This is a genomic window from Agathobaculum sp. Marseille-P7918 (genome assembly GCF_900625105.1).
Classification (GTDB): Bacteria; Bacillota; Clostridia; order Oscillospirales; family Butyricicoccaceae; genus Agathobaculum.
Genome location: NZ_UYYD01000004.1, coordinates 113,849 through 131,911, shown reverse-complemented (window position 1 = coordinate 131,911; position 18,063 = coordinate 113,849). Strand labels below are relative to the sequence as shown.

Genomic DNA, 18,063 nt, shown 5'->3' with positions numbered 1-18,063 from the left:
AATGAAAAAGCGGCCCTCAGGCCGCTTTTCCCGTGTTCACTTTCTCAAAAACTCCGGCAGACGGCGTCTGGCCTCCAGCCGGTAGATGCGCGCGCCCTCAGACGAGAATTTTTCCTCGTACTCGGTCATCACGTTGCCCTCAAAGTCCGAGTTGTGCAGATCGAGCGAAATGTTCTGGAGCAGCCAGCCGAACTGGCAGATCTCCTGCAAGGTCCATTCGAAAAACCGCTGGTTGTCGGTCTTGAAGCAGATATCGCCCTGCTGCTTTAAGATCTCGTCGTACACCTCGAGATAGGCACGCCACGTCAGGCGGCGCTTGCGCTGCCGGTTGGGCGGCCACGGGTCGGAAAAGTTCAGATAAATGCGGTCCACCTCGCCGGGCGCGAATACCTCTCGCAGCTCAGCCGCGTCAAACGACACAAACCGAAGGTTGGGCAGCGGATGCTGCTGGCAGCGTTCGGCCGCCATAATCAGTGCGCCTTCCTCCCGCTCGACCGCGATGAAGTTGATATCCGGGTGCAGCTCGGCCATGCCGATGGCGAAACGACCCTTGCCGCAGCCGATTTCCAGATGCAGCGGATGGTCGTTTGCGAACAGCGCGCGCCATTTGCCGCGCTTTTCCTTGGGTTCAAAGGCCATCACATCCGCGCAGGCCGCGAAACGAACGTCAAGATTTTTCTTTTTGCGCATTCTCATGCGTCAAATTCCCCTTTTTCCTGTATATTTTTCAGCCTTTTCATTATATCCTGCCCCAACACGCTTGGCAAGCAAAATTGACAAATTTCCATAAAACACGCTATAATACCACTATACGCAAATGGGGGATGAATCTATGTTCAAACGTTCCAGCGGCGTGCTTGCGCACGTCACTTCCCTGCCCTCGCCGCACGGCGTGGGTACCATGGGCAAAACCGCTTATGAATTTGTCGATTTCCTTGCGGCCGCACACCAGACCTACTGGCAGGTGCTGCCGCTGGGTCACACCGGGTTCGGCGACTCGCCTTACCAGTGTTTTTCCGCCGCTGCGGGTAACCCGTACCTGATCGACCTGGATCTGCTGGTCGAGGACGGCCTGTTGACCGAGGCCGAGGTCAAGGCGGGCGACTTCGAGGCCTCGCCCGACACGGCGGACTTCGAGCAGCTGGCCGACACCCGCTGGCCGCTGTTCCGCAAAGCCTATTCGCGCGTGGACGACAAGCTGCGCGCCAAGATCGACGCGTTTACCGAAGAAAACGCCGAATGGCTGCCGGATTACGCGCTGTTTATGTCGCTCAAAGAGGAAAAATACCACCATATGCCGGTCTATATGTGGCCGGACAAGGCGGTGCGCGACCGCAAGCCGGAAGCACTGAAAAAAGTGACCGAAGAACTGCGCGATGAGATCGATTTCCGCATCTTCCTGCAATATATTTTCTTTACGCAGTGGACCGCGCTGCGTGAATATGCCAACGAGCACGGCATCCAGATCATCGGCGATATCCCGATCTATGTGTCGGCCGACTCGGTGGACGTCTGGACGCACCCCAAGCTGTTCAAGCTCAAGGCGGATAAAAGCCCCAAGCTGGTCGCGGGCGTGCCGCCCGACTACTATTCGGCCACCGGTCAGCTGTGGGGCAACCCGGTCTACGATTGGGACGCACACCGCGCGGAGGGCTTCGCGTGGTGGATCTGGCGCATGAAGAGCAACATGGCGCTGTTCGACGTGGTGCGGCTGGACCACTTTCGCGGCTTTGCCGCTTACTGGGAAGTACGCGCGACCGAGGAGACCGCCGTCAAGGGACACTGGCGCAAGGGCCCCGGCATGGAGCTGTTCCACGCAATTGAAAAGGCGCTCGGCGATCTGCCGCTGATCGCGGAAGATCTGGGCGTCATGACCGACGAGGTGCGCGAGCTGCTGGCGGAAAGCGGCTTCCCGGGCATGAAGGTGCTGATTTTCGGCTTTACGCCCGACTGCGACAACGAACACCTGCCGCACAATTTTGTCCCCAACAGCATTGTATACACCTCAACGCATGACTCGCAGACCGTGTGCGAGCAGATCATGGACATCTGCACCGAGCCGGAAAAGCAGTTCGCTTACCGGTATCTGCGCACCTCGCACAGCGAAGCGATGGGCTGGAGCGCGATCAAGAGCGTGTGGGCATCGCCCGCGCGCATCGCCATGACCACCCTGCAGGATCTGCTCTCACTGGGCGCGGATTCCCGCATGAACACGCCGGCCACCATCGGCGGCAAAAACTGGCGCTGGCGCGTGCGCAAGGAAGCGCTCAACCCGACAGTCTCGGCCATGCTGGGCGAGATCACGCAGACCTATATGCGCGGCTGAAACCGCGTCCCGCAACAAGAAAAAGGATAGCGATAGCATGAAAATTACCACTGCAATTTTTGATCTGGACGGCACGCTGCTCAACACCTTGGGCGATCTGTGTGACAGCGTCAACTGCGCCATTGTGCGCCGCGGCTTCCCGGCCGTGACCGAAGAGCAGACCCGCATGCGCGTCGGCAACGGCGTGCGCAAGCTGATCGAGCGCTGCATCCCGGAAAACAAGCGCACGGAAGAAATGATCGACACCTGCCTGGATGAATTCCGCACCGCCTATAACCAGCGCATGATGAACCGCACCCAACCGTACGACGGCATCCTGCCGCTGCTCAAGCAGCTGAAAAAGGCAGGCGTTTCGGTCGGTGTGCTGTCCAACAAGTATGATCTGGCCGCCAAAAGCCTGATCCGGCACTTTTTCGGCGATCTGGTGCAGATCACCTACGGCGAGCGCCCGAATGTTCCGCGCAAGCCCGATCCGACCAGCGCGCTGCAGCTGCTGCGCGAACTGGGCGGCGACGCGACCACAACCCTGTACATCGGCGACAGCGCGACCGACATGCAGACCGCGAAAAACGCCGGCCTGTCCGCCGTCGGCGTGACATGGGGCTTCCGTTCGGCCGAAGAATTGACCGACGCCGGCGCAGATGCGCTGGTCAGCAGCCCCGCGGAACTGCTGCCGCTGTTTGAGCGCGGCCTGCTGGCCGTGGACGCCATCTGCAAGGCCTTCACGCAGCGCGGCTTTGGTTTTACTTATTTTCCCACCGTGGCCGATGCCCTGCCCTATCTGATCGATACCTGCGCAGGCAAGTCGGTTTCGCTGGGCGGTTCGATGACCCTCAAAGCGCTCGGTTTCCCAGAAGCATTCTCCAACAGCACCGCCGTGCACTGGCACTGGGTGCGTACCGGCGAGTACTTCCAGACGCCGGATATTTACCTCAGCTCGGCCAATGCGCTGAGCGAGAACGGCGAAATCGTCAATATCGACGGTGCCTGCAACCGAGTATCCGGCACACTGTTCGGCCCGAAGCGCTGCATCTTTGTCTGCGGCATCAACAAGCTGTGCCCGGATCTGGAAAGCGCAATCGACCGCGCCCGCAATGTCGCCGCACCGATGAACGCCAAGCGCCTGGGCAAGCAAACGCCCTGCGCCGTGGACGGCAAATGCCACGACTGCAAGAGCCCGGACCGCATCTGCCGTGCAATGGTCATCCATATGGGCCCGCCGCAGCGCATGGAACGCTGCGAGGTCGTCCTGATCGGCGAGCCGCTCGGCTATTGATCTCACCCCAATCCCCTGCACCCAAAATCAGCGCGTTTTCTCCAAAAACGCGCTGATTTTTTGATATGCAACCGGCGGTTGCGGGATTTCCAGCCCAACATGGTGGCGTGCAACCCTGTTTTTCGATACAATGGCCTCACCAAGCAAGGAGGTAACCAAACATGACACTGGGAGAAAAAATCATAGACCTGCGCAAAAAGCGTGGCCTGTCGCAGGAGGATCTGGCGATCACACTGGGCGTGTCCCGACAGGCAGTCAGCAAATGGGAGGTCGGCGATGCGACGCCCGATACGGAAAAAGTCGTGGCTCTGGCCGAATATTTCGATGTTTCGACCGACTGGCTGCTGCGGGATATCGCGCCGCAGCAAAGCTCGTCAGGCGGCAAGGACGCACACATGTCGCCGGCACAGGCGCGGGCAGGCGCACCGCTGCTGCTCTGTATGACGCTGGGCGGCAGTGCGTGCGGATTGTTTCTGCTGTTCTACGGTCGCTTTTTCGCGCCCACTGACACCCCTACTGTCATCGGCGTGATCTTGCAGATTTGCGCTATCGCGCTGGCAATGGGCTTCGGGCTGTATCTGAAAAACAGTGTGGATGCGCCGCAGGGCTCGGATTTTATCCGCGCGTTCTGGCGCGTTGACATCTGGATCGTCGCACTGCTGCCGATGCGCGTCTTCTATTTCACGTTCCTGCAAGTACTGAACCTGATCCCCGAAGCAACCCTTTCCCGTCTGTGGTTCACCCTGCCCCAGCCACTGTGGACGCTCGGCCGCGTCATCCTGTTTGCTGGCATCCCCATTATGCTGTATGTCGCCGTGTGCCTGTTTGTTTCGCTGGTACTGTGCCACCGCCCCCGCAAAAAGGGCTAAAAAAAAGTTTTCCTGTTTTTCTTAATTTTTGCTTGACAGCATGTCCACCCTTTGCTATAATAAATATCGCGCTGATGAGTTCGGCGCGATAGAAAATGCGGCTGTAGCTCATCTGGTAGAGCGCCACCTTGCCAAGGTGGAGGTAGCGAGTTCGAGCCTCGTCAGCCGCTCCAAAAACAAGAAGACCTGTCAATGACAGGTCTTTTCTTTTTTGGTTATGGATGCGAGGCTCGAAAGGGCGTAAAACAAAACAGCCCGGCGGGCTGTTTTGCAGCCCGTGTGATTAGGCCGACTGTCCCAGTCGGCCGGAGCCTCGCCAAATCCGACCTCGATGGGCGGATTTGGCGTCTCGCGATAAGCATCTGCCCCGTTTTCTGAAGTACCATAACGCTGGTATGGCTCGAAAGGGCGTAAAAAGCACCGCTCAAAGGCGGTGCTTTTTTATGATCGCTTATTCCTGCCGGAGCGGACGGTCCCGCAGCTCCCGCTGATAGGTGCCGTCGATCAGCCGCGGCAGCACCTTTTCAAACTGCACGCCATGCATGGGATCGGTTTGCTGCGCCATCGTGTAAGCAATGCAATCCTTGACATATTCCCCTGCCAATTCGCAAGCATCCTCCAGCGTGACATCATTGAGCATCGCGCTGAGCATGGCCGATGCAAACAGATCGCCCGTACCCGGGTAATACCGGTCGATCCGACGATGCAGGCTGAGCGCGCCGCCGGACGCGGACAGGCAACCCGACCCGACCCGGCCCGGTGCAAAATCCAGACCGGTCAGCACAACCTCGGCACCATAGTGGGCACGCAGCGCCCGCAGCCATTCCCACGCCTCGTCCGCACTGCCCGGCTTGCTGTTCGGGTCACGGTCCAGCAGGATCGCCGCTTCGGTCGTGTTGGGGGTGATGATATCAGCGATTGCGCACAGCTCACGCATCCGTGTACACATTTCCGGCGTATAAGTATCATACACCTTGCCGTTATCCCCCATCACCGGATCGATGAGCGTGATGCCGTCCGTCGTTTTCAGCCGCTTTGCCGCTTCCCCGACGCAGTCAATCTGATCCGCCGAACCCAAAAAACCGGCATAAATCGCCTCGAACCGCAGCCCCAGCTTATCATATTGGTCTATCGTGCCCTGCATCGCACCGGTCAGATCGGTCGTCACCCAGCCAGGGATCGCGGTATGGGTGGAAAACACTGCCGTCGGCAGCGGCACACACTGATGCCCGCCCGCAGAAAGCACCGCGATGATCGGCACCAGCGACGAGCGCCCAAAGCCGGATAAATCGTGCAGCGCCAGAATCTTTTTTTGCATGGCCCATTCACATCCTTTTTCTGTCCGTGTTTCATCATACGATGAATCCGCGTCCGTGTCAATCATTCTTGCTTTCTCCCCCTCGCAATGGTAAAATAATTATATATTTACGCTAACTGTTAAAGGAGTCTTCCCATGCTCAAGCAACGCGTTCTTTCCATCGTTTTGATACTCACCCTGCTCTTTTCCAGCGCCGGCGCTGTACAAACCGCGCAGGACGGCATGCGCGGCGTGTGGGTTTCCACCGTATACAACATCGACTACCCCTCTGCACAGGGTCTTTCCGCCGACACGCTCAAAAGTGAAGCGGATACCATCCTCGACAATATTGCCGCTATGGGCCTGAATACGGTTTTCCTTCAGGTGCGTCCTTCCGCAGACGCGCTGTATCCGTCTGAAATCTTCCCGTGGAGCCGTTATGTCAGCGGCACAACCGGACAAGCGCCGGACGGTGATTTTGATGTGCTAGCCTATTGGATCGATGGCGCGCACAGCCGCGGTTTGCAGCTGCATGCGTGGATCAACCCCTACCGTATCACCAAAGACGGCCAGAGCGAGTGGGACGCGCTGCCGGACAGCAGCCCGGCCAAACAGCACCCGGAATGGGTTGTAAAATATGAGGACAATTACTATTTCAACCCCGGCCTGCCGGCTGTGCAGCAGCTTGTCGTGGATGGCGCGACAGAAATCGTGAAAAACTACGATGTGGACGGCATTCATCTGGATGACTATTTTTATCCGGGCACGGATTTTAACGACCAGTCGACCTTTGCCCGTTACGGCACAGACTTTGACGACATCGGCGACTGGCGGCGCAACAATGTCAACACCCTGATCGCCACGCTCGACAAAACGCTGCACGAGATCGACCCGACCCTGTCGTTCGGCGTCAGCCCTTCCGGCATCTGGGACAACAAGGCCGACAACCCCAAGGGCAGCGAAACCAACGGCCGTTCCTCCTATCGCGAGATCTACTGCGACTCGGTTCAGTGGATCCAGAAGGGCACCGTCGATTACATCTGCCCACAGCTTTACTGGGAAATCGGTTACGAAATCGCAGATTTTGAAGTGTTGCTGGACTGGTGGCAGGAAGTGATCTCCACCAGCGACGTTGCACTGTACATCGGCATCGGCGCCTATCGCGCCGCAGAAGCCCAGCCGGGCGACGTCTGGTACGGCACTGCCGAACTGGAACGCCAGCTCGCATTGCTCGACAGCAGCATTGACATTCAGGGCGAAGTGTACTTCAGCTACTCCTCTCTGGAGAACATAGACGGCTGCGCCGATATGCTTTCCCAGCATTACGCGCAGGATGAAAACAGTCCGGAAACCACGCCGGATGCCTCGATGCAGCAAGCTTCCCTGCTTGACTTGGTATCCCGGTTCATTGCCAGCCTGTTCCACTGATTGATAAGGAGGCGTTTCCCTTTTGGCAGATCTTCTTTCCCGTGAGTACGAAATCAACTACGGCCATATTGACAACCGCGGCATCGCCAAGCCGTCCTTTCTCTGGCTGGTGATGCAGGACGCGGCCACGGTGCACGCAGAATCGCTGCATTTAGGCCCGGACGAGCTCAACATTGTCTGGGTGCTCTCGCGCATGAAAGCGCGTCTGGCGCGCCCTCTGCGCCCGTATGAGCGTATCCGCTGCGAGACCTGGTGCCCCGGCATCCGCGGCGCCAGCTGGTACCGCTGCTTTGCCTTCTTTGCAGACGAACAGCAGATCGGCGAGGCACAGTCGATGTGGGTCACGCTCGATCCGGTCTCGCACCGCATCCTGCGCCCCAGCTCTTTCCCGGCAGCCGAGAGTTACCTGCATAAGTCGCGCGGCGACCTGTTTGAGCCGCTGCCCAAACTGACCTGCGACACTGTGCGTCCGCACCACGTCCACACCGTGCAGTATTCCGACTTGGACGTCAACAACCATGTCAATAATGTGCGCATCGTCGAGCTGATTTCGGATGCACTTGACCTGCAGCGGCAGCCGGGCTTTGTCTCCTCCCTGCAAGTCAACTATACCGCCGAAACCGCGTTCGGCGAGCAGCTGGAGCTGCTCTGCGGCACGGTGGACGGCGCGCGGTATGTGCGCGGAGAAGCCGACGGAAAAACGCATTTTGAAGCGCTGGCGACCCTGTCGCCGTTTGAGATGCAGGAGGGATAACCCATGACTGAAGCCATCCGGCAAGCGGCGCAGGATATCCTCCGCATCTGCCAGCCGCGTAAAATCATTCTGTTTGCGGAAAAGCGCACCATGGCCACCGGCAAGCTCAAGGCGTTCAGCCTGTGCGTGGTCGTGCCGGACGGCACGGACTGCCGCCATCTGCGCACGCAGCTGCATCTGGCGCTTTCCGCCGATGTGCCGGTCAATCTGAGTCTTTACACCGCCGAGGAGTGGGACGATCTGCTCGAGGATGAAACCTCGTATGCCGCCTGGATCGCCCGGAAAGGGCAGGTGATTTATGAGCCGAAGACGTAAAGGCGCGTCGGACAGCCACTTCTATTACAAATGGCTGGATAAAGCGCTCTGCGACTTGCAATGCGCCCGCCTGCTGCTGACCTACGGCGGCGACCATTACAACATCGCCTTCCACTGCCAGCAGGCCATTGAAAAAGCGCTCAAGGGCTACCTGCTGTTTCGCACGGGCCGCCATTTCGACGGCCACAACCTGACCTATCTTTGCCGGCAGGCGATCCAGCAGGATGCGGATGCGTTTTCGGAATATCTGGACGAAAGCGCCGCGCTCAACGATCTGTATATCGAAACCCGCTACCCCACTGATCTTCCATTTGAGATTGACGAAATGGAGATCCGCCGGTATCTGGATATGGCGGAGCGCATGTTTGCCGCCATCCGGCGCGAGCTGTATGCCGGCGGCCGGCCGCATCATGTGGAATAAAAAAGCTGCTGCAACTTTTGTTGCAGCAGCTTTTCTTATCTTTAGTTATGCACGCTCGTTTTCGTTGTGTGCCTTTGCCGTAAGGCCGTGGCGGATGGGCTTCCACTCCACCTTGCCAACCAGCGCAGCCAGCGAAATCGGAATATAGGTCAGCATGAACAGCGGGAAGGTGAATACATAAAAGATCTTCTTCCAGGTGCTGCCCTTGATCTGCTTCCACTCGGTTGCCATGGTAAACGCACCGAACATAAACAGGCTGAACGAGATGCCCTTCAGCGTGGCCAGAATAATACGGCCCAGCATACGCAGCACGCGATATGTAATGAACGCGGGCTGGGACAGGCTGCTCAGGCAGACAAACAGGGACAGGCCCAGTACGCCGATTGTCACCAGATTGCAGGGCGCTACGGTCATCAGCATGTCATAGCAGGACATGCCCTTCTTGCCGCCGCGCAGGCAGCCGCGCAGCAGCGGCGCCGTATACTTCGCATCTACCTGATAGAAGCCCTTGCTCCAGCGCAGACGCTGATCCCAGGACTGACGGAACTGGATCGGCTGTTCGTCGTAGATGATCGCCGTGCCACAATAACCGATTTTACGGCCGTGCGCCGCACAGGCGATAGAGAACTCAATATCTTCGGTCAGCAGATGATAGGGCCAGCCGCCCTCTTCGCGGATGACATCGCTCGCCACCAGGAAACCGGTGCCGGAGACGGCACAGTTGACACCCAGCTGCGTGCGCGGACGGTTCAGGAAACGCGCTTCGCGCAGGAACCACAGCGCATAGCCTGCGGAAATCCAGTTGTCACAGAAGTTCTTAGAGTTGCGGTAGCTGGTCAGAGCAGCAAACTCACCGGTATCAAACATCTTGTTCATCTCGCGGACGAACTGCGGATCTACCAGGTTATCCGCATCAAACACGAAAAAGCCGTCATACGTCGTTTCACCATAATCCGCAAAGATATGATGGAACAGATAATCCAGCGCATAGCCCTTGCCGACCTGTACCTTATTAAAACGCTCGTACACGATCGCGCCCGCCTTGCGGGAAACCTCCGCCGTGCTGTCCGTGCAGTTATCCGCAATAACGAACACATCCAGCAGTTCGGACGGATAATCCTGTTTTTTCAGCGTTCCGATCAGGTCTCCGATGACGGCCTCCTCATTACGCGCTGAAATGATCGCCGCATAGCGATGCAGTTTGGCATCCTGCTTGCCTTCACGGCCCTTGCCAACCAGACCGATGATCAGATACACGACCTGATACGCATAGGCTGCCGTAAAAAATATGAATAAAACAAATTGCAGACTCTCTAAAAACCGAAGCATGTCAATCCTTTGTCTCCTTCATTTTAGTCCATAAACTTTCATTCCGTTTTTTCCTTGTAATATCATAGCACTATTCCCGTTGAATGCAACTACTTTTTGCGTTTTTTCAGGCATTTATTGCAATTTTTCTCTGTTCGCACAAAAAAACCGCGATTTTTTCTGCAATTTTCATCACTGTTTTTTGTCACAAACCTTCGTCATCCTGCTTGCAGTATACCACCGATTGCGCTTGCATTCCGCAAGAAATTCTTAAGATTGAAAATCATCTTCCATTTCGTCACACATTGCCGCCGTCAATCGTTATTAGAGTGAAAGGAGATGATCGCTATGCCGGTCTGGCAGGATGCGGCCGACGCCGCAGTATTCGTACATCGGTATTCGGGCATGATCCTGCGGCTGTGCTTCACCTATTCGCTCGGCCGGGCGGATGCGCAGGATGTATGCCAGAACGTATTTCTCAAATTGCTGCAAAGCGACCGACGCTTTGACAGCGAAGGCGAAACGCGCGCATTCATCATCCGCATGACGATCAACGAATGCAAGGACATCCTCAAGAGCGGCTGGCGCCGCCGCTCTGTCCCATTCGACGAGCTGATCGAACGCGAGGTTCCCTTTCTTCCCGCGGAAGACACCGGCGTGCTGGCCGCGGTACAGCGTCTGCCGGTCAAATATCGTGAAGTCATCTACCTATATTATAAGGAAGGCTACAACGCCGAAGAAATCGCGGCGATGATCGGCGCAAAGCCCGCCGCCGTACGGCAGCGGCTTGCCCGCGCCCGCGCCAAACTCAAACAAGAACTGGAGGGCAGCGACAATGAGACGATATAACCAAGCGCTCGACGCGCTGCACTTTACCGAGGCGGAACAGGATATGCTGATTGAACAACTGAAACAGGCGGCTGCGGCCGCCCAAAAGCCGAAAAAACGGCGGCGCCCCCCAAAAGCCATCCTCATTGCGGCCATTATCGCCTGTGTGCTGACGTTTACAGCAGCGGCAGGCACAGTCGTCGTCTTTTTCGCTGATCCGGATGCCGGCCGCGCGCGACTGGCGGATTTTTTCAATCTTTCCCCTGATACCGTAGAGGAAAACACCGGCTTTACCGCAAGCGGCGCCAGCACAGAATGCAATGGCGTGACCGTTACCCTGAGCGGCATGTACACCGACGAACACAATGTATGTGCGCTGTTCTCTGTCACAAAGCAGGATGGCTCTGCGTTCGTCGATCCGGCGGAAGAACCACAGACCTATGCACTCACCTTCGAGGATATCCGTTTTCTGGCCAATGGCGAGCCGGTGAACGGCGGTGGAGGCGACAATCCACCGTCTTTCGAACCCGATATGCGCGAATTCCATTTGAGCATTGAGATGGCGCTGCCGAATGTCCAACAGATGGAAGGCGTGCCGCTCAGCTTCTATTTTTCCAATGTGTGCAGCTACAAAAAAGATGGAAACCACATCGGCTTTGACCGAATCGTTGTCCCCGGAGTCTGGACGATCGAGGTACCGCTCACGTTTACCGAAACCACGGTACAGGCGCAGGCAGGCCAGCAAATGCAGTATGGTAATCTCAACATTACCATTGAATCCATCGCGTTCACCCCAACCTACTATTACATCGAATTCCAGTATGACAAAGAAATGGCATATGACGACGATCACAACCTCTATCTGGACGGTGTGTTGGATGAATACGGCGACACATATTATCTGACTGGCGCTTCGCCAGTCCTGCGTACCCGCGATGGCTCGCAGTACCAACTTGACTATCAGTATTCGCTCCACGGCCATGCGGCGATTGGCCTGCTGCCGGAACCCATCCCGCTGGAGGAAGTGGAATCCATCACGATCTTCGGCGAGACCATTCCTCTTGTCTGGCAGGAATAACAAAAACAACAAACAGGGCGCGCCGCAAGGCGCGCCCTGTTTTGTTATTTCCCCGGAAAACAAAAAGCGCCGCTTATGCGGCGCCAAAAATCAATCCAGATTCTTCTTTTTGAGCATGAACCACGCGAAGAAGCACGCGGCCACCGAGATCAAAAGCGGTATCCACCAGACAAAATCGCCCGGCAGGTTGCCGCCCTCGATATTCATGCCGTAAAAACCGAAGATGATATTTGGAATGGTCATGATGATGGTCAGTACAGTGAGCACCTTCATGATGATATTCAGGTTGTTGGATACGACCGAAGCGTATGCGTCCATCGTGCCGGACAAAATGCTCGAGTAAATGCCGGCCATCTCGATGGCCTGCCGGATCTCGATCAGCGCGTCCTCCAGGATGTCACGGTCATCCTCATACAGCTTGAGCACACGTCCGCGCAGTACCTTTTCCATCGTCACTTCGTTGCCCTTGAGGGAGGCGGAGAAGTAAACCAACGATTTGGACAGCCCGAGCAGCTGGATCAGCTCTTCGTTCTTGAGCGAATCATACAAGCGCTTCTCGATGCGGGTAAAGTCGCGCTCGATCATGCGCAGGTTTTTCAGGAAGCGTCCGGCCACACGCAGCAGGATCTGGAACACAAAGCGTGTACGCAGCGCGGTGTGCACGCCTTTGACCGCACCCTCTGCGATCGAACGCAGGACGATGCTGTCCTCCAGACAAACCGTGATGACCGCATTCTGCGCCACCACGATGCCCATTGGCAGCGTGCTGAACATTTGGCCGCCGTCCTCGACCGAGCTTTTTTCCACCATCGGGATGTCAACAATCATTAACAGCTGATCGTCCTCAGTCTCGACACGCGAGCTTTCCTCCGGGTCGAGCGCTGCGCGCACGAATTCCTCTTCCACATGCGCCGCGCGGGCGATCTCCTCCAGTTCATCCGAACTGGGATGCACCATATTCACCCAGCAGCCCTCTGCGAAGCCGCTGATTTCCGTGATTCTACCATCAATGGTCTTGTAGAATTCTACCATATCTTACCGCCTTTCCGCGGCTTCACGCAAATGCGCCACCGCGAGTTTGTAGTTTTTGCTTACTTCGAGGGTCAGCACTCACGGTGATCACACTCCTTTTTACAAGAATTTTACAAGGCCTTTTCAGACCAAAACAGCCCTATAAAGGGCTGTTTCTCTGTCATTTATGCTATAACGATATCAGCGATGGTCCTTATCAAAGATGCGCATCAGCACGTCGAAGGCCGCGTCATCCGAACCCAGATCGCTGGACTTGGACTGCGCAGACGAGGACTTGTCCTCTGCCGCAGCTGTAGAAGCCTCGGTGAACAGACCGGAATTCGACTTCTGCTCCGGCTGATTACCGTCCATGCTCATCTTTGCGGAGTTCGGGATGTTGTCAAAACCGGTTGCGATAACAACCACGCGGATCTCATCATCCATCGTGTCGTCGATGAATGCACCGAAGATGATGTGCGCATCCGGATGTGCCGCCTGCTGCACCATGGTGGCAGCCGTTTCGACTTCATCCAGACCGATATCGTCCGAACCGATGACCGACACGATAACACCGTGCGCCATATCAATCGAGGTCTCCAGCAGCGGGCTGGAAATTGCCATGCGGGCCGCTTCGGCCGCCTTGTCTTTCCCAGCTGCACGGCCGGTACCGATATGCGCGTAACCTGCGTCCTTCATCACCGAGGTAACGTCGGCGAAGTCGAGGTTGATGAAGCCCGGTACGGTGATCAGCTCGGAAATATTGGCAACCGCCTGACGGAGCACGCCGTCCGCGATTTCAAACGCATTCTTAAAGGTGATCTTCTGCTCAGATACGTACTTCAGACGCTCGTTCGGGATGATGACCAGCGAGTCAACGTTCTTGTTCAGTTCGTCGATACCGCCCAGCGCCTGCTCCAGACGCTTCTTACCCTCGAACGCGAACGGACGGGTGACAACGCCGACCGTCAGGATGCCCATTTCACGGGCGATCTGCGCCACGACCGGTGCCGCACCGGTGCCGGTGCCGCCGCCCATGCCGGCGGTGATGAATACCATATGTGTATTGGCAAGCGCCGCAGCGATCTGGTCCTTGCTTTCCTCCGCTGCCTTGCGGCCGATCTCCGGGTTTGCGCCTGCGCCCTGTCCCTTGGTCAGCTTCTCGCCAATCTGGATCTTGGTGCCGGCCTGAGAAAAGTTCAGCGCCTGCATATCCGTGTTGATCGAAATAAACTCAACACCCTGCACGCCGCTTTCGACCATGCGGTTGACCGCGTTGCCGCCGCCGCCGCCTACGCCGATAACTTTAATGTTTACTACATTATCCAAGCCCTGTTCAAACTCAAAACCCATTGTTGCCATCCTCCGTTTTATGATAAAGAATCCTTCAGATTATCTTATACGTTCTTTCGTATAAAGCCTGCTGCCTGCCGCAAGCAAGCTGTCCCTATTGTTTTAATTTTACCTCTAATTGTTCCATTTTGCAACATAAATTAGTGAATTGCTTAAAAAAAACTGAAACTTTTCTGTATCATTCCACCAAATCCATACCAAAATGCCCCGCAAAGCCGCGCTGTGCAAAGCATTCCAGCTATCTTTTGGTTCATTTTCCCCCTTTTTCCTTATTCCTCTGTTGTATCCCAGTCTGTGTCTTCCGTATCGGTCTGATCCTCCTCTGCTCCGGTCTGGTCCTCTGCACCCGATCCGTCCTCACTGATTTCGCCGGACGACTCCGCACTCTGTGCGTCCGTCCCGTCCGAATCCGGTGTTTCCGTATCCTGTGCATCCGTTCCATCCGTCTTCTGCGCAGCATCGCCCGAGGCGGACTCCGCCGCCGCAGCCGCTGTTGCATCCATACCGGATTTCGCCACGTTTTCCGCGGTATCCGGCACATAGTGCAGACGGTTCTGGTCATCCCAATACAGCCGTCCGATATCCGACGGCGACAGACGCTCCTCGATCACGGTCTGCGCAAAGCGCAGATGATACGCCAGATCATCGATCGTACCGATTTGGATATCAAACCGATTCTGATAGCCGATGCGGATATCGTGCAGATCGGACAGATTGATAAACGAAAGGCCGTCCAGCATTTCGGCAGCGTCCATGGTCTGTAAAATAGTCAGCAGCGCTTGCACTTCATCGCTCGCGTCTGCCGAAAGCATCTGTCCGGGCAGCATGCCGGACAGCGTCATACCGACCACGACCGGAAGGCCGTTGTTCTGTGCGCTCTGCTCGAGCACCTTGCCTTGTTCGCTGAGATAAAGATAGCCGCCGTCCGACGGCACGGCGACCGCCGCGGTGCATTCGGTCACGGTGACCACCAGCGCGTTGGGCAAATGCCGCCGGATCTGCACGGTTTCCAGATACGGGAACCGTTCGAGCAGCGCATCCGACACCTTTACCTTATTCCAAAGATACAGGTTGTCCCCTTGCTTGACGTCCATCCCCGCAACGATCTCTTCCGCGCGGTATTTCATCGCGCCCTCCACGGTGATGGTATCCACTTTGAAGAAAACCGTCAGCGCCAATGTCGCGGCGGCCAACAGCACAAGGAGGAACACCACCCGACCCACAGCATGAAAAAAGCGCTGCCGGCGGCTTGCGCGCCGGCGCATCTGCTCGGGCGTTTTCTGTCTTCGCTTTCTGCGTCTCATGTCAACGCCCCTTTGTTGTTATTTTCCGTGATGCTCGATCGCCCAAAGGATCTCACGGTAGATCTTCTCGCTCGCGTCATGCGCGGCAAGGCTAGTGGCGTCGTGCCCCATCTGCCGCAGCGCCGCCGGATCGGCGAGCATGGTCTGGATCTCGTCATACAGCTTGCGCGGAGACGCGTCCTTTTCCAGCAGGACGCGGCAGCCGCCGGCTTTTTCCAGCGCACGGGCGTTTTTCTCCTGATGGTTTTCCGCCACATACGGCGACGGCACCAGAAGCGCGGGCCGTCCCAGCATACACAGCTCGCCCAGCGTCGCCGCGCCCGCGCGGCAAACCACCAGATCGGCCGCGGCCATGCGGTCGGCCATATCATAAATATATTCGGTCACTTGGATATTCGGGTGCGCGGCCAGATCCGCGCCCTGTTCCTTGGCCATCTGCGGCAGCCAATCGCGCGCCGCCGCGCCCGTGGCATGCACATGATGATACGGCACGTTGTTCTTGCACTCGAGCGCAATCGTGCCCGCCATATGCTCATTCATATACTTGGCGCCCATCGAGCCCCAGAAGGACACGACCAGCTGGTCGTTCTCGCCCAGCCCAAAGCGGGCGCGCGCCTTTTCGCGGTCCGCCGCAAGGATTTCCCCGCGCACAGGCGCACCGGTCAGCACGACCTTGTCGCCCCCGCCGAGGATCTCTTTGGCCTGTTCAAAGCAGACCAGCACACGGTCCGCCTTTTTCGCCAGCATCTTGGTCACTTTGCCGGGCAGGGCGTTGACTTCGAGCAGCACCGTGGGAATTCCCATCTGCTGCGCCGCCCGCACCACAGCAAACGAAGCATAACCGCCGCAGCCGATGACGCAGTCCGGCCGCGCCTGCCGCAGCAGCTTTTTCGCCGTGCTGACCGCCGAAACCGCCAACTTTGCCGCTTTTACATTGTGCGCCAGCCCCTTCGGGCTGAGCGAACGCGACATGCCGATGATCTCGATTGCGTCCAGCGGATATCCTTCCCGCGGCACCAACTTGTTCTCGATGCCGCGCTTGGAGCCGGCAAAACGCACGACCGTATCCGGATGCTTGTGTTCAAAATAACGTGCAATCGCCAGCCCGGGCGTCACATGGCCGCCCGTACCGCCGCCGGTGATATACAGTCTCAAGTGAGTTCCCCCTTCTTTGTCTCAGCCGCCCGTTGCTACACAGGCCGGCTTCCCCTTTACTCTTCCGCGCGCGTTTCGATTCGCGCGTATCTGGAAATATTGAGCAGTATGCCCATTTCACCCATCTGCATGAGCAGCGCCGTGCCGCCGTAGCTGAAAAACGGCAGGCTCGCGCCGGTGACCGGGATGATGCCCGTGATAACGAACAGGTTCATCAGGGTCTGGATCGCCAGCTTTGCCGTGATGCCGGTTGCCATCAGGCAGCTGAACTTATCCGGCGCCGCGCGCGCGATGCGGAATCCGCGGAAGATCAAATAAGCAAACAGCAGCAGCACGAGCAGCGCGCCGATCAGGCCCATCTCCTCGCACCACGAGGAGAAAATGAAGTCGTTCTGCGGTTCGGGCAGGTACAGATGCTTCTGCATGCCCTTGCCCAGACCGCGGCCAAACAGGCCGCCCGAGCCGATGGCAATCTGGCTCATCGCGCCTTGCCAGCCCTCGCCGCGCATATTGGAAAACGGATCGAGCCAAACCGAAAAGCGCTCCTGCACATGCTCAAAAGCAAAATAGAACGCGGTCAGGATGCCCGCGCCGGCCACCAGGATCGGCCCGAAATACCACAGGCGCATGCCGCCGGCCACCAGAATGACGACACCCAGACCACAGATGATCATCATGGCCGAAGTGTGCGGTTCCAGGAACAGCAGCACGATGTAAGCAACCAGCAAAAAGCCATACGGCTTGATCAGGCCCTTGAAGCTGCGGATGCCCTTGGTGTCGCGCGCGATCCAATAGGAAAAGCAAACGATAACCGTGATCTTGGCCAGCTCGGACGGCTGGAAGCCGAACAGCCAGCGCTGCGCACCTTTGGAAGCCGTGCCCAGCGGTGTGATAACCAGCACCAGCAGGATGAGCGACAGCCACATCAGTTCCTTATAAAACCGCGCATATACCTTATAACTGATTTTGGAAATAACGATCATCGCGACGACGCCTGCCGCCGCATTGATCCCCTGACGGGAGATAAAGTAAGTCGCGCTACCCTGATAAAACAGCGCATTGGAATAACTGGCGGAAAACAGTGCGATCAGGCCGATGACCAGCAGCAGCAATACCGTGCTGAACACACCCATATCCCATGCATGGGCACGCACCCGCGACCGGGTGCGCGTACGCGCCGGAGGGGCTGCATGTGCATGCATCACCGCGGCATCGCGCGGTACGGGCGCACGATCCGGCCGAAGCGCCGGACGGGTCGTATCGATCCGCCGTCGTGGATCCGGTCGGCGCGGCGAACGCGCCTGTCTGGTTGTCGAAGCCATGAGGACACCTCCGAAGGGTTC

At 57.3% G+C, this 18,063-nt stretch carries 17 protein-coding genes and 1 tRNA gene; 10 read left to right on the top strand and 8 right to left on the bottom strand.

Features of this window, described 5'->3' with window-relative positions:
- Positions 1-36: 36 nt before the first annotated feature.
- Positions 37-696, bottom strand: coding sequence for a tRNA (guanosine(46)-N7)-methyltransferase TrmB (gene trmB, locus EJL02_RS08125; protein WP_125115908.1), 660 nt, complete (start codon positions 694-696; stop codon positions 37-39).
- 136 nt (positions 697-832) lie between these two features.
- Between trmB and malQ the strand changes: the two genes are divergently transcribed.
- The 4 genes from malQ (at position 833) to EJL02_RS08105 (ending at position 4,644) form a co-directional block, all read left to right on the top strand.
- A complete protein-coding gene (gene malQ, locus EJL02_RS08120; RefSeq protein WP_125115907.1) occupies positions 833-2,326 on the top strand; it encodes a 4-alpha-glucanotransferase in 1,494 nt (497 codons plus the stop codon).
- Positions 2,327-2,363: 37 nt separating this feature from the next.
- Complete coding sequence (locus EJL02_RS14450) at positions 2,364-3,602, top strand: HAD-IIIA family hydrolase (RefSeq protein WP_243114430.1); 1,239 nt, start codon at positions 2,364-2,366, stop codon at positions 3,600-3,602.
- Between the two features lie 161 nt (positions 3,603-3,763).
- Positions 3,764-4,471 carry a helix-turn-helix domain-containing protein gene (locus EJL02_RS08110; protein ID WP_125115906.1) on the top strand — a complete coding sequence of 236 codons (708 nt, stop codon included), beginning with the start codon at positions 3,764-3,766 and terminating at the stop codon, positions 4,469-4,471.
- A gap of 97 nt (positions 4,472-4,568) precedes the next feature.
- Positions 4,569-4,644: transfer RNA gene (locus EJL02_RS08105), tRNA-Gly, on the top strand.
- Between the two features lie 278 nt (positions 4,645-4,922).
- On the opposite strand, the gene EJL02_RS08100 is transcribed toward EJL02_RS08105, so the two are convergent.
- Complete coding sequence (locus EJL02_RS08100) at positions 4,923-5,789, bottom strand: pyridoxamine kinase (protein WP_164510345.1); 867 nt, start codon at positions 5,787-5,789, stop codon at positions 4,923-4,925.
- Positions 5,790-5,924: 135 nt separating this feature from the next.
- On the opposite strand from EJL02_RS08100, the gene EJL02_RS08095 reads away from it, so the two are divergent.
- From EJL02_RS08095 to EJL02_RS08080, 4 genes are read left to right on the top strand one after another with little or no spacing between them, the layout of a single operon-like run.
- Positions 5,925-7,196 (top strand): glycoside hydrolase family 10 protein, encoded by a 1,272-nt coding sequence (locus EJL02_RS08095; RefSeq protein WP_125115904.1) that lies wholly within the window; start codon positions 5,925-5,927, stop codon positions 7,194-7,196.
- Between the two features lie 22 nt (positions 7,197-7,218).
- Entirely contained in the window at positions 7,219-7,950 is a 732-nt protein-coding gene (locus EJL02_RS08090) for an acyl-[acyl-carrier-protein] thioesterase (protein ID WP_125115903.1), read from the top strand.
- A 3-nt stretch (positions 7,951-7,953) separates the two neighbouring features.
- The gene (locus EJL02_RS08085; RefSeq protein WP_125115902.1) at positions 7,954-8,265 is read left to right on the top strand and encodes a hypothetical protein; all 312 of its coding nucleotides are present in this window, start codon (positions 7,954-7,956) and stop codon (positions 8,263-8,265) included.
- Complete coding sequence (locus EJL02_RS08080; RefSeq protein WP_125115901.1) at positions 8,249-8,686, top strand: HEPN domain-containing protein; 438 nt, start codon at positions 8,249-8,251, stop codon at positions 8,684-8,686. The genes EJL02_RS08085 and EJL02_RS08080 overlap by 17 nt, the downstream gene beginning before the upstream one ends.
- A gap of 45 nt (positions 8,687-8,731) precedes the next feature.
- Here the strand turns inward: EJL02_RS08080 and EJL02_RS08075 are convergent, their stop codons facing one another.
- Positions 8,732-10,015 (bottom strand): glycosyltransferase family 2 protein, encoded by a 1,284-nt coding sequence (locus EJL02_RS08075; RefSeq protein ID WP_330548625.1) that lies wholly within the window; start codon positions 10,013-10,015, stop codon positions 8,732-8,734.
- Positions 10,016-10,342: 327 nt separating this feature from the next.
- On the opposite strand from EJL02_RS08075, the gene EJL02_RS08070 reads away from it, so the two are divergent.
- Both EJL02_RS08070 and EJL02_RS08065 read left to right on the top strand, forming a co-directional pair.
- Positions 10,343-10,843, top strand: a complete 501-nt coding sequence (locus EJL02_RS08070) for an RNA polymerase sigma factor (RefSeq protein WP_125115899.1) — start codon at positions 10,343-10,345, stop codon at positions 10,841-10,843.
- Complete coding sequence (locus EJL02_RS08065) at positions 10,830-11,900, top strand: DUF4179 domain-containing protein (protein ID WP_125115898.1); 1,071 nt, start codon at positions 10,830-10,832, stop codon at positions 11,898-11,900. Before EJL02_RS08070 ends, EJL02_RS08065 begins: the two co-directional genes overlap by 14 nt.
- Before the next feature lie 90 nt (positions 11,901-11,990).
- Here the strand turns inward: EJL02_RS08065 and EJL02_RS08060 are convergent, their stop codons facing one another.
- From EJL02_RS08060 to EJL02_RS08040, 5 genes are all read right to left on the bottom strand, one after another.
- The gene (locus tag EJL02_RS08060; RefSeq protein WP_125115897.1) at positions 11,991-12,932 is read right to left on the bottom strand and encodes a magnesium transporter CorA family protein; all 942 of its coding nucleotides are present in this window, start codon (positions 12,930-12,932) and stop codon (positions 11,991-11,993) included.
- Positions 12,933-13,112: 180 nt separating this feature from the next.
- Positions 13,113-14,261: a cell division protein FtsZ gene (ftsZ, locus tag EJL02_RS08055; protein ID WP_125115896.1), complete on the bottom strand. Its 1,149-nt coding sequence runs from the start codon at positions 14,259-14,261 to the stop codon at positions 13,113-13,115.
- A gap of 269 nt (positions 14,262-14,530) precedes the next feature.
- On the bottom strand, positions 14,531-15,565 hold the full coding sequence (locus EJL02_RS08050; RefSeq protein WP_125115895.1) for a cell division protein FtsQ/DivIB: 1,035 nt from the start codon (positions 15,563-15,565) through the stop codon (positions 14,531-14,533).
- Positions 15,566-15,583: 18 nt separating this feature from the next.
- Complete coding sequence (gene murG, locus EJL02_RS08045) at positions 15,584-16,720, bottom strand: undecaprenyldiphospho-muramoylpentapeptide beta-N-acetylglucosaminyltransferase (protein ID WP_125115894.1); 1,137 nt, start codon at positions 16,718-16,720, stop codon at positions 15,584-15,586.
- Between the two features lie 56 nt (positions 16,721-16,776).
- On the bottom strand, positions 16,777-18,042 hold the full coding sequence (locus EJL02_RS08040; protein WP_125115893.1) for an FtsW/RodA/SpoVE family cell cycle protein: 1,266 nt from the start codon (positions 18,040-18,042) through the stop codon (positions 16,777-16,779).
- Between the last annotated feature and the right edge of the window lie 21 nt (positions 18,043-18,063).

Coding starts and splice junctions, on each gene's coding strand:
- EJL02_RS08065 (WP_125115898.1), top strand. CDS start 10,830: ATGAGACGATATAACCAAGCGCTCGACGCGCTGCACTTTACCGAGGCG.
- EJL02_RS08050 (WP_125115895.1), bottom strand. CDS start 15,565: ATGAGACGCAGAAAGCGAAGACAGAAAACGCCCGAGCAGATGCGCCGG.
- EJL02_RS08075 (WP_330548625.1), bottom strand. CDS start 10,015: ATGCTTCGGTTTTTAGAGAGTCTGCAATTTGTTTTATTCATATTTTTT.
- EJL02_RS08080 (WP_125115901.1), top strand. CDS start 8,249: ATGAGCCGAAGACGTAAAGGCGCGTCGGACAGCCACTTCTATTACAAA.
- ftsZ (WP_125115896.1), bottom strand. CDS start 14,261: ATGGGTTTTGAGTTTGAACAGGGCTTGGATAATGTAGTAAACATTAAA.
- EJL02_RS08100 (WP_164510345.1), bottom strand. CDS start 5,789: ATGCAAAAAAAGATTCTGGCGCTGCACGATTTATCCGGCTTTGGGCGC.
- EJL02_RS08040 (WP_125115893.1), bottom strand. CDS start 18,042: ATGGCTTCGACAACCAGACAGGCGCGTTCGCCGCGCCGACCGGATCCA.
- EJL02_RS08095 (WP_125115904.1), top strand. CDS start 5,925: ATGCTCAAGCAACGCGTTCTTTCCATCGTTTTGATACTCACCCTGCTC.
- EJL02_RS08070 (WP_125115899.1), top strand. CDS start 10,343: ATGCCGGTCTGGCAGGATGCGGCCGACGCCGCAGTATTCGTACATCGG.
- EJL02_RS14450 (WP_243114430.1), top strand. CDS start 2,364: ATGAAAATTACCACTGCAATTTTTGATCTGGACGGCACGCTGCTCAAC.
- trmB (WP_125115908.1), bottom strand. CDS start 696: ATGAGAATGCGCAAAAAGAAAAATCTTGACGTTCGTTTCGCGGCCTGC.
- EJL02_RS08060 (WP_125115897.1), bottom strand. CDS start 12,932: ATGGTAGAATTCTACAAGACCATTGATGGTAGAATCACGGAAATCAGC.
- EJL02_RS08110 (WP_125115906.1), top strand. CDS start 3,764: ATGACACTGGGAGAAAAAATCATAGACCTGCGCAAAAAGCGTGGCCTG.
- malQ (WP_125115907.1), top strand. CDS start 833: ATGTTCAAACGTTCCAGCGGCGTGCTTGCGCACGTCACTTCCCTGCCC.
- EJL02_RS08085 (WP_125115902.1), top strand. CDS start 7,954: ATGACTGAAGCCATCCGGCAAGCGGCGCAGGATATCCTCCGCATCTGC.